Source organism: Pseudomonas imperatae (assembly GCF_057128625.1).
On record NZ_JBSKHP010000037.1, the window covers coordinates 1 to 16,145 of the forward strand.

A 16,145-nucleotide genomic window follows, 5' to 3' on the forward strand; every position below is an offset into this window, starting at 1 on the left:
GCTTGCCAGCGAGCTGTTGGGGCCATAAAAGCTCGCTGGCAAGCCAGCTCCCACAAGACAGTTGCTGCTACGGGTTATGGGTGTTCGGGGTTGAGGCCTTCGATGGCCGCGTTTACCAGGGGGCGGGCCATTTCCACCAGGTGGTAGACCGCCATGCCTTGATGGCGTTCGTGGCCGTGAAGGCCGTCGGCGTGTTCGTAGGCGGTGCTGGCGATGCAGTCGAGCAGGTGCGCGGCGTGCATCAGGACTTCGTCGGTGGGGAGGCTGGGGTGGACGGTGAAGAGGGGTTGGTTTTTGGGTGGGGCGGGCACTAAATCAGACATTATGTGATCTCGATTGGGGTTTGATGTCCGCCACATTCGCTCTCACACGATTAGGTGGCGGCCGTGCACGGGGTGAGAGCACCGGTAAAACCCCAACCCGGCCAAGCGTGAGCTTGCCCGTACACTGCCGCCATAGAGCATATTGCAGGCGAACAGGCGCCTTGCAAAGCTGTTTGGAGCTTCGTTGGGGTTCATCGGTGCGGGCTCTCACACCCGGTCACTGATGTGCAGTGACGGGGGTAACCTATCCCTGCGGGGGATGAGGTACAACCCTGGGGTTGTTTCAAAAGCTGTCGGCCGGAGGATTTGGGCGGTGCATGTCTTGAGGGTGTTGCTGCCCTTGAGATCGCGCGCCGCCCGCGCGGCGCATCGCGGGCAAGCCCGGCTCCTACATCTGTTTCGGGCCGGTTATGCCAGTGCCATCTGAAGGTCCGCCTTGTTTGTTCGCTGCCGATCTGCGGTGGTGCCATCCAGGCGGTGGTAACGGCCTTGCAGGAAAAATTGGCCCGAAACAAACGGTAGGAGCCGGGCTTGCCCGCGATGCGCCGCGCGGGCGGCGCTCGGTCTAGAGGGCGCTACAAAAACACCGGCATGCGCCCGTCAGCCATCACGCCGCCAAACGCAAATTATTCACCACCAACGGCCGCGCCCATTTGGTGTCGAAGGCGAACTGCTTCTCTTGCTCGGCCAGCGTCTGCGCGTCGTATGGCACATGCTTGTCGGCCAGGTCCCACTCGAACTCGGCGATCGGCAGGAACAGGGATTTAGGCTCAGGCGCTGGGCCCGGCTCGGGCTGCGGCTGGTTGGCGTTCATCACGATAGGGCGCACCCAGCCGTTGTCGAAGTCCAGCTGCTTCTGCTGGTCCACGATTTCTTCAGGCGGGTAGGGCGGCGCGGCCTTCTGCAGCAGGTCGGCTTCAAGCTCCGCCTTGGGCAGGAACAGCGGCTCGGGCGGGGCTATTTCGGTATCCTGCACGTCGCACAGGCGCTGCGAGGTGATCTGCGCCAGCACGTCGCCACCGCCGGCAGGCTCTACCTCAGGGTCCACCGCCTGGTCGGGCAACGCCAGGCTACCCTCGGCCGCATCACCCACCTGGTCCGCCATCGCCTGGGCGAAGAAGTCCGACCACAGGTGGCTGATGCCACCCAATGCCTGGGTGTTCTGGCGGCTGAAGTCGCCGTGGGGCGAAATGTAGCCAATGGAGGTGGTTTGAAGGTTGCTCATGGCACTAAAGGGCGCTGGCTCTGGCAAAATACCTGACATATTCCTTATCGGCCGAATGGGTCGATCTTTAAATTTTTTTGAGTAGTGAATTTTCATGGCAGAGCAGCAAGCGGCGGTATGCATCCGCGTCGAGGCGCACACCAGCGCCCTTGAACCCCAGGCCCAGGCATGGGCCCAGCGCCTGGCGCTGCCGTTGGATGCGCCCGATGCCGAGTTCGCCCTGCAGGCCACCGAGGCCGGGCTGCAACTGCAGCAATTGGGCCCCGACGCGCCGGGCCCGGTGCGCGTGGACTTCGTCGAGGGTGCGGTGGCCCACCGCCGGCTGTTCGGTGGCGGCAGCGGCCAGATGATCGCCAAGGCCGTGGGCATCCAGCAGGGCGTGCGCCCCCGCGTGCTGGACGCCACCGCCGGCCTGGGCAAGGACGCCTTCGTGCTCGCCAGCCTGGGCTGCGAAATGAGCCTGATCGAGCGCCAGCCCATCATTGGCGCCCTGCTGGAAGACGGCCTGGCCCGCGCCCAGGGCGATGCCGAGGTGGGCGCCATCGTTGCCCGCATGCACCTGCTCAAGGGCAACTCCATCGAGCTGATTCGCCAATGGCAGGGGGAGCCGCCGCAGGTCATCTACCTGGACCCGATGTTCCCCCACCGTGAGAAAAGTGCCCTGGTGAAGAAGGAAATGCGCCTGTTCCGCCCGCTGGTGGGTGACGACATGGACGCCCCGGCCCTGCTGGCGGCAGCCCTGGCCCTGGCCACCCACCGGGTGGTGGTAAAGCGCCCGCGCAAGGCACCGTGCATCGAAGGGCCGAAGCCGAGCCACAGCCTGGAAGGCAAGTCCAGCCGCTACGACATCTACCCAAAGAAAGCACTGAAATAGTGGGGATTTGCGTCCTACAGACGTAAAGTAGGACGTTTCCTGATTTTTTTGGCGACGGTTTTTCCGGCTTTTTCGCCCGTAGACTTCCCCCTCAAATTATTGGGGGAGGAAGTACTTCATGGCACATCAACGATCGGCTTTGGGCCGGCCCGCCAGCGGCCTGGCACTGATGTCCTGCTCGTGGCTGGCGTTCGCCGACGGCGCGCCGGTGCAGCTGGAAAGCGTGCAGGTGGAGGCCGAACGCGAGCGTCAGCAACGCTACAAGGCCGAGCGCTCGGCATCGGGCAAGCTCACCGAGTCGCTGCTGGACACCCCGCAGACCGTCACCGTGGTCGGCGAGCAGGTGATGCGCGAACAGAACGCGCTCAGCCTGCGCCAGGTGCTGTCCAACGTCTCGGGCATTACCTTCGATGCTGGCGAAGGCGGCGGCGGTTCGGGCGACCTGCTCAACATCCGCGGCTTCAACGCCACCAACAACGTGCTGCTCGACGGCCTGCGCGACAGCCCGCAGACCACCCGCAGCGACAGCTTCAACCTGCAGGCGGTGGAGGTCATCAAGGGCCCCAACTCGGTGTTCGGCGGCGCCGGCACCACCGGCGGCACGGTCAACCTGATCAGCAAGACCCCGCAGGCCGGCGTGGCCTTCACTGAACTGGGCGCAGGCCTGGGCACCGACCATTACCGGCGCCTGACCCTCGACACCAACCAGCCGCTGGCCGGGGTGGGCACCGGCAGCGCCGTGCGCCTCAACCTCATGGCCCACGGCAACGACGTGCCCGGCCGCCAGCAGATCGAGCGCGAGCGCTGGGGCCTGGCGCCCTCGGTGCTGCTGGGCCTGGGCGCCGCCACCCGCCTGACCTTCAGCTACCTGCACCAGCAGGATGACAACCTGCCCGACTATGGCCTGCCCACCTTCAAGGGCAAGCTGATCGAGGGGGTGAAGCGCGACGCCTATTTCGGCTGGCGCAACCTGGACAAGGACCAGATCACCACCGACCGCCTCAGCGCGCTGTTCGAGCATGACTTCAGCGACGCCCTGTCGCTGCAGAACACCCTGCGCTACTCGCGCGTGCAGCGCAGCGGCGTGGTGTCGGCCTCCCACGTCGACCGCGACGGCCTGCCGCCGGGCAAATACCGGCCTGCAGGGCCACAGGGCTACGGCCGCGAGATCGTCACCGACCAGTGGCTCAACAGCTCGCTGCTGACCAGCCGCTTCGACACCTTCGGCATCGGCCACACGCTGGTGACCGGCATGGACCTGTCCTTCGAACGCTACCGCCGCGACGCCAGCAACTACAACATCCGCAAGCTGGCCGCCGACCACGTGTACGACCTGGCCAACCCGCCAGGCTACTGGGCCGGGCCCACCAGCCGTACCCGCGAAGCCAGTCTGCGCAACCGCCTGCAGACCACCAGCATCTACGCCCTGGACACCTTGAGCCTGCACCCGCAATGGGACCTGATGCTGGGCCTGCGCCAGGACTGGATCGACGGCAGCAGCCTGGAACGCCAGCCGGACGACAGCCGCACCCAATACGACACCCGCGACGGCTTCCTCAGCCACCGCGCCGGGCTGGTCTACAAGCCGGCGCCCAACGGCCGTATCTACCTGGCCTATGGCAATTCCTTCAACCCGTCCGCCGAAAGCCTGGTCACCGGTGGCTACGGCGTGACCCAGGGCACCCACAAGGTTGATCCGGAAACCAGCCGCACCTGGGAACTGGGCACCAAGTGGGACCTGCTGGCCGGTGGCCTGCAGCTGAACGCGGCGCTGTTCCGCACCCAGAAGGACAACGTGCGCGAGAAGCTTGAAACCGGTGAGTCGCTGCTGGCCGGCCTGCAACGGGTACAAGGCCTGGAACTGGGCGCCACCGGCAACCTCAGCGAACACTGGCAGGTGATTGCCAACTACACCTTCATGCAGAGCGAAACCCTGAAATCCAAGACCAACCCGCGCGCCGAAGGGCAGGCCCTGGCCAATACCCCGCCACGCTCCTTCAGCCTGTGGACCGCCTACCAACTGCCGGGTGACTGGCGCCTGGGCTACGGCCTGCGCCACGTGAGCGAGCGCAACCTGCGTGACGACGCCACCTACAAGGTGGACGGCTACTGGGTGCACCAGGCCATGCTCGGGTACAAGGTAACCAAGGAGCTGGACCTGCAGCTGAACGTCGACAATCTGTTGAACACCCACTACGTGGAGCGTGTACGCACGGTGGAGGGCAACAACAAGCGTTCTTCGGCGATCGAGTATGGGGACGGAAGGTCGGCGGTGCTGTCGGCGGTGTATAAGTTCTAAGGCGAATACATCACTTACGTTGTCTCAAAATCAGTAAAAACTGAAACATGAAGGTGGCTTGATGTATTCTTATCTCAATCTTCCTATTTTTTGAGATAGCGATGCTCAAGCCTCCTCCACAGGCCCTTGGCCCCGCGCAAGCCGCTACTCACCCGGCATTCGCGTTGGCGGCGGCCGACTACCTGGCATTGCACCAACCCTTGGATGACAAAGGCCGGTACCTGCATTTCGACGAGCTTCGCCATCGTTGGCCGCCCACGTTAGTGCCGGTGCTCTGTTGGTCCATGGTCAAGTCGGCCCGCCTGAAGGCTCAGTCACCGCTGCTGCCACTCGACGAACCCGTTCGCTGGGCAGTCTGGATGGCGACTCCGCAAATCCACAAGGCGATCACCCTGGTGGACCAACAGGCCACCAGTGCCGCCTTGGAGTACATGACTGGCCGTATAGGGGAGAAAGCGCATTTCAATTATCTGCTCAATGACCTGATCGAAGACGAAGCGATCAGTAGCAGCCAGTTGGAGGGCGCGGCCACCACGACCCTGGTTGCCAAGGATCTACTTAAACGCAAGCGGTTACCGAGGACGCCTGACGAGCGAATGATCCTGGGTAACTACCGGATGATGAAGTTTGCCTGGGAGCAACGGCGCGCACCGCTGAGCGTGCAGTTGATCGAGCAAATGCACGAGGTGGGTGTTGCGGGCATTGATGATGAAAAGTATGCCCCGGGGCAGTTTCGCAACCACGACCAGGTAGTAGTGCAGGATGGTGATGGCAATGTCGTCCACACTCCACCCCCCGCGCAGGGGTTGGAAACGCGATTGCAGCGGCTGGTCGAGTGGGTCAATGTCGACCCGGTCGGGGTGGAGGCACCGGGCTATCTTCATCCATTGATCCGTGCGATAGCACTGTATTTCGCCATTGGTTTCGAGCACCCCTTCCGGGACGGCAACGGCAGGGTGGCCAGGGCACTGTTTTACTGGTTCATGTTCAAGAGTGACTACTGCGCTTTTCGCTACATTGCCATCAGCGTCTTGCTCAAGAATGCCCCAGTGAAATATGGGCGCTCGTACCTGTGCACGGAAACCGATGACCTGGATCTCACCTACTTCATTGATTACCAATGCGCGGTCATTGTGCGAGCGGTCAGCAGCTTCAGCGAGGCCTATACGCGTAGCCTTGCGGATGCCCAGTCGTTCGAGCATTGGCTCAGGGGCTCAGAGTTGTACGCGCACCTCAATGAGCATCAGCGGGCGGTGCTTCAGGTCGCGCGGTCGGGGTCGGAGCGTGAATTCACCGCGGTTACCGTCAAGGAAAACCTGGGCTGTTCCTACAATACCGCGTCTGCGGCGCTCAATGGCCTGGTTGACCTGGATCTATTCATCAAGAACAAGCGGGGGCGGGAATGGGTGTTTCGCATGGTGGACCAGGCAGCTATCCAGCGAATGTGGACGCGGCCATGATACAGCGACTGTCCTGGTGCAGCTGCCAAGACAGTCACCGTAGCGGCAGCGGTTACAGCGCCGAAAACACCTTCTTCGCCAGGCTGGTAGCCGCCTGCGCCGGGTTCTTGCGGATGCTGGCTTCCTGGTTGGCGATTTCCTTGAACAGGCCGTTCAGCGCCTGTTCGGTCACGTAGCCTTCCAGGTTCGAGTCCTTGCTGTCGATCACGCCCAGGCTGGCGGCCTGGCCGGCGAAGCTGTTGAATTTCTGCGCCAGGCCGACCTTGTCGGTGGCCTGCTTGACGATGGGCAGGAATTTCTCGCGGATCTGTTCGCGGCTGGTCTTGCTCAGGTACTGGGTAGCCGAGTCGTTGCCGCCGGTGAGGATGCCCTTGGCGTCGGTCACGGTCATTTTCTTCACGGCGTCCACCAGCAGTGCCTGGGCTTGCGGCATGGCGGCTTCGGCGGCCTGGTTCATGCTGGTTTCCAGGGCGTCCACCTGGCTACCCATGCCGAATTTCTTCATGGCCTTGGCCGCCTTGCCCAGCTTGCCTGGCAGTTCAATGCGCACGTCCGGGTTGTTGCTGAAGCCGCCGGGCGTGCCCAGCTGCTTGACGGCCACCTGGGCGCCTTGGGTCAGGGCGTCCTTGAGGCCGCCGCTGGCGTCCCCCTGGGACAGGCTGGACAGGTCCAGGGCGAAGGCGTGGGTGCACAGCAGCAGGCCAGCCATCAGGCCGGCGAAGGGGGCGGAACGACGAAGCATGGATGCGTCCTTTTGCGTATTTGAATTAGCGGGCAGGGTTCAGGCGAATGCGCAGGGGCTGCGGATCCTTGCCGTCCAGCTGCACGGTGTGCTGCTCGGTGCTGATAAACAATAGCTGACCCTCGGCCTCGACGCGGGCGCTGACCGCGTAGCGGTGGCCGGGCTGGACCTGACGGGGATCGTATTGCAGGTGGAAAGGCAGTGGCACCTGGCCCTTGATGGGGCCGTTCTGGCTGGCCAGCACCTGGGCCGGGGCATCGGCCAGGGAAATGTCCTGCAGGCTCACGCTGAGGGTGGCCGATGGCGGCAGCGCCATGCGTTGCAGGTAGAACACTTCGCCGTCGAGGCTCGCCTGGGGTGCGCTGTCGAAGCTGCTGCAGGCGCCCAGCAGGGCGCTCAACAGGACCAGGGTGAGTTGCTTCATGGGCGGATCTCCGTATCGAATGCTGCGTAGGAGTGCACAGGATACGGATAAACGCCCGGCACTTCAGCTGCCCTGGAAGGCTTCGTCGCTGCGGTGCAGCGCCACCTGGCGAATCGACAGGCGAATTTCCGCCGGCAGCACGCGCTTGGCTGCGCCCTCGGCCAGTTCCCCCAGCTTGTCGTGGAAGCCCAGTTTGCCGGCGGCGTCGCGGGTGACCACGCCCTGGTCGAGCAGGGTCTGGATGAAGTGGCGGAACAGGCTCTTGTCGAAGAACTCCGGCGCGTTGAGCCCGTGCAGGATAGACAGGCGCTGGGCCATGATAGTGCACAGGTCTTCCAGTTCCTCGGCGCTCAGCGCGTGCTGGCCGTTGTTGAGCAGCAGCGCGATGGCCATGTAGAAACGCTGCAGGGTCTGGGCGACGCTGCGCGACAGCAGGGTCAGCAGCACGAACTTGCGCGAGCTGGGCGCCGGGCGCAGGTACACCTGATTCTCGAAGCGCAGCAGGCCCTGCTCGACAAAGGCTTCCAGCCACTGGTCGATCACTGCGTCCAACTCGTCCAGGGACCAGCGAATGAACAGCTCCGACTGCAGGTACGGGTACAGCGCGCGGGTGTAGCGCAGCAGTTGTTCACGGCTCATGCGCGAGCTGCTCTGGAAGAAGCTGGCCAGCAGCGCGGGCAAGGCGAAGATGTGCAGCACGTTGTTGCGGTAGTAGGTCATGAGGACGGCGTTCTGCTCGTCCAGGTAGAGGATCTTGCCCAGCGCGTCGCTTTGCTCGGACAGCAGGTCCATGGCCTTGACGTGGTCGATCAGCGCGCGGCCGTCGCCCTCCGGCAAGGTGGTGTGCGGCGAGTAGGGCACCTTGCGCAGCAGCGCCAGGTACAGGTCCAGCACTCGCGCCATGGCCGCGTCGTCCAGGGCCAGGCGCGTGGTGGACAGCAGCGCCAGGGCCACCAGGTTCACCGGGTTGACCGCTGCCGCCTCGTTGAGGTGCTGCGCTACCTGCGAGCCCAGGCGGTGGGTGGTTTCATGCAGCCACTGGGGTTTGTATTGCGGGCCCAGGTCCTGCTCGCGCCAGCCTGGCTGTTCGGCGTCGAGGAATTCGGCCAGCTTGATCGGCTCGCCGAAGTTCACCGCCACCTGGCCGAAGCGCTGCTTGAGGGCGCCGATGACCTTGAATATGTCGAAGATCGACTCCTTTTTCTTGCTGGCGCCACGCAGCTCGCCCAGGTAGGTGCGGCCCTCGAGCACGCGCTCGTAGCCGATGTACACCGGCACGAAGACGATGGGCATGCGCGACGAGCGCAGGAAGCTGCGCAGGGTGATGGCCAGCATGCCGGTCTTGGGTTGCAGCATGCGCCCGGTGCGCGAGCGCCCGCCCTCGACGAAGTATTCGACGGGGAAGCCCTTGGTGAACAGGGTGTGCAGGTATTCGTTGAACACCGCGGTGTACAGCGGGTTGCCCTTGAAGGTGCGGCGCATGAAGAACGCCCCGCCCCGGCGCAGCAGGCCGCCGATCACCGGCATGTTGAGGTTGATGCCGGCGGCGATGTGCGGCGGCGTCAGGCCGTTGCGGAACAAGAGGTAGGACAGCAGCAGGTAGTCGATGTGGCTGCGGTGGCACGGCACGTAGATGACTTCGTGGCCAGGGGCGACGTCCTGCACGCCTTCGATGTTGTTGACCTTGATGCCGTCGTAGATCTTGTTCCAGAACCAGCTCAGCACCACTTCCAGGAAGCGGATGGCGGTGTAGGTGTAGTCCGAGGCGATCTCGTTGCCGTAGCGCAGGGCCAGGGCCTCGGCTTTTTCCAGCGGGATGTTCTGCCGTGCGGCTTCTTCGCTGATGGCCTGGCGCACCTGGCTGTCGTGGACCAGGCCCTTGACCAGGTTGCGCCGGTGGGAAATATCCGGACCAATGACTGCGGCCTTGAGGTTACGAAAGTGCACCCGAAGGAGGCGCTGGGTCATGCGCAGGGTGCGTTCGTGGCCTTTGTTCTGTGCCACCAGCTCGCGCAAATGAATCGGCGCGGAGAACTGCACGCGGGTCTTGCGGCCCAGGATCAGGATGCTCACAAGCCGGCGCAGACGGCCCGTGACCGCCCAGCTGTCGGCGAACAGCAGCTTCCAGGGGCTGGACTCGCTGGCCGGGGTCTGGCCCCAGAACACGCTGACGGGAATGATTTGTGCATCTTCTTCGGCATTCTGGCTAATGGCCGCTACCAGGCGCTCCAGGGTCGGTGGCGCGCCGCGCTTGTCGTGGCGGCCCAGCCAGTCCGGCTCGGGGGTGAGGTAGAAGAAGGCGGCGGGTTCCAGCAACTGGCCAACGGCGACCGGCAGCACCGGGCGCGGCAGGCCAGCCTTGGTGCACTCGGTGTCCAGCACCGCCAGGTCACTGGCCGACGGCGACTGCAACACGTAGAACACTGGCCGGCTGCGGTCCAGGTTCAGGGTGAAGGACGACTGGTTGATGGTCTCCGAGCGAACCCAGAGGTACAGCAGTCGGCGCAGGGTGCCAAAGGCAAAGCGGCGGAACGGGAAACGGGTCATAAGGCCTGTGCTTGCTTGAAACGGATGCTCGGCACTCTACAGGCTCGATCGTCCGGCAAAAAGCGCCGCCGGCAGAATAATTGTGTCCCATAAATAGAAAAAACGGAGTAGTGCCGATGTCGTCTCGTGAGACAGGAAGCGTCAAGTGGTTCAACGATGCCAAGGGCTATGGCTTTATCCAGCGTGAGGGCGGGGCCGATGTGTTCGTGCATTTCCGCGCCATTCGTGGCGAGGGGCATCGGTCGCTGGTAGAGGGGCAGCAGGTGGAGTATGCGTTGGTCAACGGCCCGAAAGGCCCGCAGGCGGAGGACGTGCAGGGTTTGTAGCCGGGTGTGGGAGCTGGCTCGCCAGCTCCCACAAGCGGGGGATCAGCTGGTACGCCAGGTGATCTGCTCTTCACCGTCAGCGCTGACACGAATCCAGGTGTCGGCGCTTTCTTCACCTTCCTCTTCCACCCAGCTGCCCGGCGCGCAGCGGACTTCCACCTGCAGCGCGGCGAAGGCGGCGCGGGCGCAGGCGATGTCGTCGTCCCATGGCGTCTGGTCGCTTTCCAGGTACAGGCTGTTCCATTTGCCCACGGCCTTGGGCAGCCAGGTCACTGGCACGCTGCCGGCCTTGCACTTCCAGGTCTGGCCCTTCTGTACCCAGTCGCTGCACGGGCCCAGGGCCTCGCCCAGCCACGCGGCGATGGCCTTGTGGTCGACGTCGGCGTCTTTGAGGTAAATCTCGATATCGGGTTGGCGCATGGACGTACTCACTCGGGAATCAGGGTTGCAGCACAAAATAATCGTAACGCATGGACACGGTGACCACGAACGGCCGCGGCTGCTCGATGACCTTTGTGCGACGTTCGGCACTGGCACGCCAGCCATGGGGTGTCATGGCCAGCAGGTTGGCGCGGGACGGGCCGTCGATCAGCTTGATCTTGAAGGTCAGCGTCTCGCTGTGGGCCAGGCTCATGCCTTCTGGCACCTGTAGCAGGTGCTTGTCGTCGACGTATTCGCGCACTTCATCGTACAGCTGCTCGCGCAGCTCCATCAGGTGCTCGCGGGTCGGCCCCACGCGCATCAGGCCTCCGCCGGGCACCAGCAGGCGCTTGGCCTCCTGCCAGTCCAGCGGGCTGAACACGCTGGCCAGGAACTGGCAGCTGGCGTCGGGCAGCGGGATGCGCGCCATGCTCGCCACCAGCCAGGTGACGGCCGGGTTGCGCTTGCACGCGCGCTTCACCGCCTCGCGGGAGATGTCCAGGGCGTAGCCGTCGGCCTTGGGCAGTGCCTCGGCGATCTGCGCGGTGTAGTAGCCTTCGCCGCAGCCGATGTCCAGCCAGCGGCCGGGCTGGCGCTCGGCGGCCAGTTCCGCCAGGCGCTGGGCCACGGGCGAGTAGTGGCCGGCGTTGAGGAAGTCGCGGCGCGCTTCCACCATGGCCTGGTTGTCACCGGGGTCGCGGCTGTTCTTGTGCTGCACCGGCAGCAGGTTCAGGTAACCCTGGCGTGCACGGTCGAAGCTGTGGCCGGCGGGGCAGACCACGCCATTGCCGGCGCTGGCGTTGGCCAGGCCGGCGTTGCAGATGGGGCAGGTGAGCATCATGCGAGCAGTTTCACCAGGGTCTGGTAGTAGATCTCGGTCAGCACGTCGAGGTCGCTGGCCAGCACGCGCTCGTTGACCTGGTGGATGGTGGCGTTGACCGGGCCCAGCTCGACCACCTGGGTGCCCAGGGTGGCGATGAAGCGGCCATCGGAGGTGCCGCCGCTGGTGGACGCCTGGGTCTCGCGGCCGGTGACCGCCTTGATGCTCGCCGACACCGCGTCCAGCAGGGCGCCGGGCTCGGTGAGGAACGGCAGGCCCGACAGCGCCCAGTCCACGTGCCAGTCCAGCTCGTGCTTGTCGAGGATGGCGGCCACGCGCGCCTTCAGGCCTTCCACGGTGGATTCGGTGGAGAAGCGGAAGTTGAACACCGCGGTCAGGTCACCCGGGATCACGTTGGTGGCGCCGGTGCCCGAGTTCAGGTTCGATACCTGGAAGCTGGTAGGCGGGAAGAAGGCGTTGCCGTTGTCCCAATGCTCGGCGGCCAGTTCAGCCAGCGCCGGGGCAGCCAGGTGAATGGGGTTGCGGGCCAGGTGCGGGTAGGCCACGTGGCCCTGCTTGCCGCGCACGGTCAGGGTCGCGCCCAGGGAGCCGCGACGGCCGTTCTTGACCACGTCACCCACCAGGTTGGTGCTCGACGGCTCGCCGACGATGCACCAGTCCAGGCGCTCGTTGCGCGCGGCCAGGCGCTCGACCACGGCCTTGGTGCCGTGGTGGGCAGGGCCTTCTTCGTCGCTGGTGATCAGGAAGGTCACCGCGCCGCGGTGGTTGGGGTAGTCACCGACGAAGCGCTCGGCCGCTACCAGCATGGCCGCCAGGCTGCCTTTCATGTCGGCCGCGCCGCGCCCGCAGAGCATGCCCTGCTCGTCGATCAGCGCGTCGAACGGGTCGGTCTGCCAGGCGCTGACCGGGCCGGTGGGCACCACGTCAGTGTGGCCGGCGAAGCACAGCACCGGGCCTTCCTGGGTGCCGTGGCTGGCCCAGAAGTTGTCGACGTCTTCGATGCGCATGGGCTCCAGCGTGAAGCCGGCATCGCCCAGGCGCTGCATCATCAGCTTCTGGCAGTCGGCGTCCACCGGGGTGACCGAAGGGCGGCGAATCAGGTCGCAGGCGAGTTGCAGGGTCGGCGAAAGGTCGGCGTGGGCCGTCATGGGGAAGACTCCGAAAACAGGGCAGGGCACGTATAAAGAGGGCGACATGTTAAAGCAAAACGGGGGCGGGCGCAGGGGCTGGTAGATCTATGGGCCGACACGATTAATTCAAATGGAGACGCTTCCTACAGAAACGTCGGAGACGACCGGCATATTTCATTTTCGAGCCATTGCACAATGTTCCCTGCACCTTGGATGAACGTGGAGGCAACGGATGCTTTTGGACAACAGAGAAAATGCGGAGCTCGAAGCCCTGCTTGTCGAGAATCGCAGAAAGGCAATCGAAACTGAAAAGTTGAGGTCGGAAACCGCAAAACTGAAGGCAGAGACGGTGAAGTTGAAGCGAGAGGGATTGTTTTATCCGATTTTGGTGGCAACAGCGTCGATCACTACCGTCGGAACATTCTGGCTCAAGATTTGACTTCCAGGCGGTGAAATCGCTTGAGACACATTTGGGGTTGGAAGGAGTTTGCCGTCGGTATTCGGCGGGATTAGGCTGGCGTCAAAAGAGGATGAAGGGATGAGCAGTTCAACTCAGCGTTTCCTGGCGGCAATCGACAAGGAAATTGACCAAATAGAGAAAGACATGGGCCGCAAGGAGTCCCTGGCTGAAACCTATGGTTTGGTGCCTTTTGCGGTAACCTTTTTCTTCGGTTTGGGGGTGTTGTGTCTACACCGGTTCCTGTCATGACCGTGTGTCGTGGTCATCGACAGGTGAGGTTCTTGAATTTGTCATAAGAAAAAGGCCCGCATTTGCGGGCCTCTCTTCAGGTTACTGCGCAGTCACCGGTTCCGGCGCCGGCGCCGGTTTGGGCAGCGACGACAGGAACGCCATGATCAGCGCCGCCAGGTAGGGCAGCGACTGCACCAGCAGCATGGCCACCCAGAAGCGCATGTCGGAGCTCGGCAGGCCCTGCACGAAGCAGATACCGCCGGCCGCGCCCCACAGCAGCAGCATGATGAACAGCTCCTCGCGGGCCTCCGAGATGGCCACCAGCAGGCCGTGGCTGTCAGCGTTCTTCGGGGTGCGGAAGAACGGGATGCTGGTGGTGAAGAAGCCGTACAGCACTGCCTTGGCAATGGTGTGCGACAGCGCCAGGCCAGCTAGGGCGGCGGCGAACGCGTCCTTGAGGTTAACGCCCACGGCGCGACGGTACAGGAACACGATCTTGCCCACCTTGAACACGAACAGCGCCAGGGGCGGGATCGCGAAGATCAGCAGCGGTGGGTCGACCCGTTGCGGCACGATGATCATCGCCGCCGACCACAGCAGGGCGCCCACGGTGAAGAAGATGTTCATGCCATCGGCCACCCACGGCAGCCAGCCCGCCAGGAAGTGGTAGCGTTGGCCGCGGGTCAGCTCGGTGTCCTTGCCGCGCAGCAGGCTGGCGGTGTGGCGCTTGATGATCTGGATAGCGCCGTAGGCCCAGCGGAAACGCTGCTTCTTGAAGTCGATGAAGGTGTCGGGCATCAGGCCCTTGCCGTAGCTGTGGTGGTAGTACGCCGCCGACAACCCTTTCTCGAACACCCGCAGGCCCAGTTCGGCGTCTTCGCAGATACACCAGTCGGCCCAGCCCAGCTCTTCGAGCACCGAGCGGCGGGTCATGGTCATGGTGCCGTGCTGGATGATCGCGTCACGGTCGTTACGGGTGACCATGCCGATGTGGAAGAAGCCCTTGTACTCGGAGTAGCAGAGCTTTTTGAAGGTGCTTTCGTTCTGGTCGCGGTAGTCCTGCGGCGATTGCACCACGGCAATCTTCGGATCGGCGAAGTGCGGCACCATGTGCTTGAGCCAGTTGCGGTCCACGCAGTAGTCGGAGTCGATCACGGCGATCACTTCGGCGTCTGGCGCGGTGTGCGGGATCAGGTAGTTCAGCGCACCGCCCTTGAAGCCGGCCAGGGGCGCGACGTGGAAGAACTTGAAGCGCGGGCCCAGGGTTTCGCAGTAGGCCTGCACCGGTTCCCAAACCGCGGGATCCTTGGTGTTGTTGTCGATGATCAGGACTTCGTAGTCCGGGTAATCCAGTGCCGCCAGGGCGTCCAGGGTCTGTTTGACCATGTCCGGCGGCTCGTTGTAGCACGGCACGTGGATGGACACTTTCGGCCGGTAGTTGGAGTCGCCCTCCACCGGCAGGAACTCGCGGCGGCGCTTGTGCGTCCACACGGCTTCGGCCAGTTCGTGGGCCTCGGTCAGCAGCACGATGAATACGCCCAGCGCGCCCAGGGCCAGCAGGAAACCGACCGTCAGGCTGAACCAGGTGCTGTATTGCTGGCTGTAGTCATAGCCGATCCACACCAGCACCGAGCCACACAGGAACGCGATGAAGGTCAGGAAGGTGCGGCCACGCTGGCGCAGGGCCGAGCCGTCGATCAGCAGCAGGGCCAACGACAGCATGGCCAGCACCACCGAGCCGATGGCCAGCACACGCCATTGCGGAATGGCCACGACTGGGCCTTCAAAGTTGAATTTCTGCTGGCGCGCAGCGTTGAACACGCCCCAGTACGCGCCCACCGAGCCTTCGTCGCTGGCCTTCCAGGGCTGGTCGTAGGCTTCGATCACGAAGTAGTTGTAGCCCTGGCGGTTGAGCTTGTTGACCAGGGTGCGCAGGTAGATGGCCTGGTCGGCCTGGGTGGCGTCGGCACCACCGCGCATGCGGCCGTTGCTCGGCCAGCCCACTTCAGACAGCAGCAGCGGCTTTTTCGGGAACATGTGCTTGAGTTCCCGCGCCCGGTCGAGGACGAACTGGCCGGCCTTGTCCATCGGGATGAATTCCCAGTACGGCAGGATGTGCGCGGCAATCAGGTCCACGTGCTTGGCCAGCGACTGGTTGTGCTCCCAGATGTGCCATTGCTCGGACGTGGTCACCGGCACCTTCACGGCGGCACGGACACGGTCCAGGTAGCCTTCCAGGTCCTTGACGGTCACTTCCTTGCGGAACAGCGCTTCGTTGCCGACCACCACGCGCACGACGCTGCGGGTGGTGTTGGCCAGTTCGATGGCCTTGGCAATTTCGCGTTCGTTGCGCTCAAGGTCGGGGCTGATCCACACGCCCACGGTGACGCGCAGGCCGAACTCCTCGGCGATTTTCGGAATGTCGGCCTGGGTGCCATCCACCGAGTAGATGCGGATGCTGTCGGTCAGCTTGCTCATCTGCTCGAGGTCCTGACGAATTTCGTCGTCAGTGGGGTACTGTTCTTTCTGCGGGCTTTGGCCCAGGCGGAAAGGCGAGTAGGAGAAGCCGGAGATTTGTTCAGGCCAGTCGGGGGCGCTGACCGGGCGGTTGATCAACGCCCAGAAACCCGTGAATAGGGCCGCGATCGCGACGACTACCACCAGGTTGAGACCAAATTTACGCGATGACATGGGGGCTTGGGTTCCGAAGCGGGGGAACGGGGGAGTGCCGGCGACGGGCGCCGAACCGGCGCGCATCCTACTCTGCAGGTTACAAGTGTGTATAGGAGATGTCTGAAAACATACGTTTAGATTGGAATTTTTTGTTTAAGTTCTTGCCTGCT

General features: G+C 63.8%; 15 protein-coding genes. 6 read left to right on the forward strand and 9 right to left on the reverse strand.

Going from position 1 to position 16,145, the window contains the following annotated elements; all coding sequences use genetic code 11:
• Positions 1–74: 74 nt before the first annotated feature.
• Together ACWKWX_RS30000 and ACWKWX_RS30005 are read right to left on the reverse strand one after the other, a co-directional pair.
• Positions 75–323 carry a DUF6124 family protein gene (locus tag ACWKWX_RS30000; RefSeq protein WP_473005585.1) on the reverse strand — a complete coding sequence of 83 codons (249 nt, stop codon included), beginning with the start codon at positions 321–323 and terminating at the stop codon, positions 75–77.
• A gap of 607 nt (positions 324–930) precedes the next feature.
• A complete protein-coding gene (locus tag ACWKWX_RS30005; RefSeq protein WP_416422822.1) occupies positions 931–1,548 on the reverse strand; it encodes an energy transducer TonB in 618 nt (205 codons plus the stop codon).
• 94 nt (positions 1,549–1,642) lie between these two features.
• Between ACWKWX_RS30005 and ACWKWX_RS30010 the strand changes: the two genes are divergently transcribed.
• The 3 genes from ACWKWX_RS30010 (at position 1,643) to ACWKWX_RS30020 (ending at position 6,181) form a co-directional block, all read left to right on the forward strand.
• On the forward strand, positions 1,643–2,422 hold the full coding sequence (locus ACWKWX_RS30010) for a class I SAM-dependent methyltransferase (protein WP_473005586.1): 780 nt from the start codon (positions 1,643–1,645) through the stop codon (positions 2,420–2,422).
• 118 nt (positions 2,423–2,540) lie between these two features.
• Positions 2,541–4,721: a TonB-dependent receptor gene (locus ACWKWX_RS30015; protein ID WP_483829643.1), complete on the forward strand. Its 2,181-nt coding sequence runs from the start codon at positions 2,541–2,543 to the stop codon at positions 4,719–4,721.
• Positions 4,722–4,822: 101 nt separating this feature from the next.
• Positions 4,823–6,181, forward strand: a complete 1,359-nt coding sequence (locus tag ACWKWX_RS30020) for a Fic family protein (protein WP_483829644.1) — start codon at positions 4,823–4,825, stop codon at positions 6,179–6,181.
• Between the two features lie 52 nt (positions 6,182–6,233).
• On the opposite strand, the gene ACWKWX_RS30025 is transcribed toward ACWKWX_RS30020, so the two are convergent.
• The 3 genes from ACWKWX_RS30025 to plsB all read right to left on the reverse strand — a co-directional run bounded on the left by ACWKWX_RS30025 (position 6,234) and on the right by plsB (position 9,894).
• Complete coding sequence (locus tag ACWKWX_RS30025) at positions 6,234–6,923, reverse strand: DUF4197 domain-containing protein (protein ID WP_416422826.1); 690 nt, start codon at positions 6,921–6,923, stop codon at positions 6,234–6,236.
• A 25-nt stretch (positions 6,924–6,948) separates the two neighbouring features.
• Positions 6,949–7,347: a YbaY family lipoprotein gene (locus ACWKWX_RS30030; RefSeq protein ID WP_416422827.1), complete on the reverse strand. Its 399-nt coding sequence runs from the start codon at positions 7,345–7,347 to the stop codon at positions 6,949–6,951.
• A gap of 63 nt (positions 7,348–7,410) precedes the next feature.
• Positions 7,411–9,894, reverse strand: a complete 2,484-nt coding sequence (gene plsB, locus ACWKWX_RS30035; RefSeq protein ID WP_483829645.1) for a glycerol-3-phosphate 1-O-acyltransferase PlsB — start codon at positions 9,892–9,894, stop codon at positions 7,411–7,413.
• A gap of 116 nt (positions 9,895–10,010) precedes the next feature.
• Here plsB and ACWKWX_RS30040 point away from each other — a divergent pair, with 116 nt between their 5' ends.
• Positions 10,011–10,220, forward strand: a complete 210-nt coding sequence (locus ACWKWX_RS30040) for a cold-shock protein (RefSeq protein WP_416422829.1) — start codon at positions 10,011–10,013, stop codon at positions 10,218–10,220.
• A gap of 42 nt (positions 10,221–10,262) precedes the next feature.
• Here the strand turns inward: ACWKWX_RS30040 and ACWKWX_RS30045 are convergent, their stop codons facing one another.
• The 3 genes from ACWKWX_RS30045 to dapE are packed head-to-tail and all read right to left on the reverse strand — an operon-like array spanning position 10,263 to position 12,629.
• On the reverse strand, positions 10,263–10,640 hold the full coding sequence (locus ACWKWX_RS30045) for a hypothetical protein (RefSeq protein ID WP_416422830.1): 378 nt from the start codon (positions 10,638–10,640) through the stop codon (positions 10,263–10,265).
• Between the two features lie 19 nt (positions 10,641–10,659).
• Positions 10,660–11,478, reverse strand: coding sequence for a putative RNA methyltransferase (locus tag ACWKWX_RS30050; RefSeq protein ID WP_473006817.1), 819 nt, complete (start codon positions 11,476–11,478; stop codon positions 10,660–10,662).
• A complete protein-coding gene (dapE, locus tag ACWKWX_RS30055; protein WP_416422831.1) occupies positions 11,478–12,629 on the reverse strand; it encodes a succinyl-diaminopimelate desuccinylase in 1,152 nt (383 codons plus the stop codon). The genes ACWKWX_RS30050 and dapE overlap by 1 nt, the downstream gene beginning before the upstream one ends.
• A gap of 214 nt (positions 12,630–12,843) precedes the next feature.
• On the opposite strand from dapE, the gene ACWKWX_RS30060 reads away from it, so the two are divergent.
• Complete coding sequence (locus ACWKWX_RS30060) at positions 12,844–13,050, forward strand: hypothetical protein (RefSeq protein ID WP_473005591.1); 207 nt, start codon at positions 12,844–12,846, stop codon at positions 13,048–13,050.
• 99 nt (positions 13,051–13,149) lie between these two features.
• Positions 13,150–13,320: a hypothetical protein gene (locus tag ACWKWX_RS30065; protein ID WP_473005592.1), complete on the forward strand. Its 171-nt coding sequence runs from the start codon at positions 13,150–13,152 to the stop codon at positions 13,318–13,320.
• Positions 13,321–13,401: 81 nt separating this feature from the next.
• Here ACWKWX_RS30065 and ACWKWX_RS30070 read toward each other — a convergent pair whose 3' ends face one another.
• Positions 13,402–15,993, reverse strand: coding sequence for a glycosyltransferase (locus ACWKWX_RS30070; protein ID WP_473005593.1), 2,592 nt, complete (start codon positions 15,991–15,993; stop codon positions 13,402–13,404).
• Between the last annotated feature and the right edge of the window lie 152 nt (positions 15,994–16,145).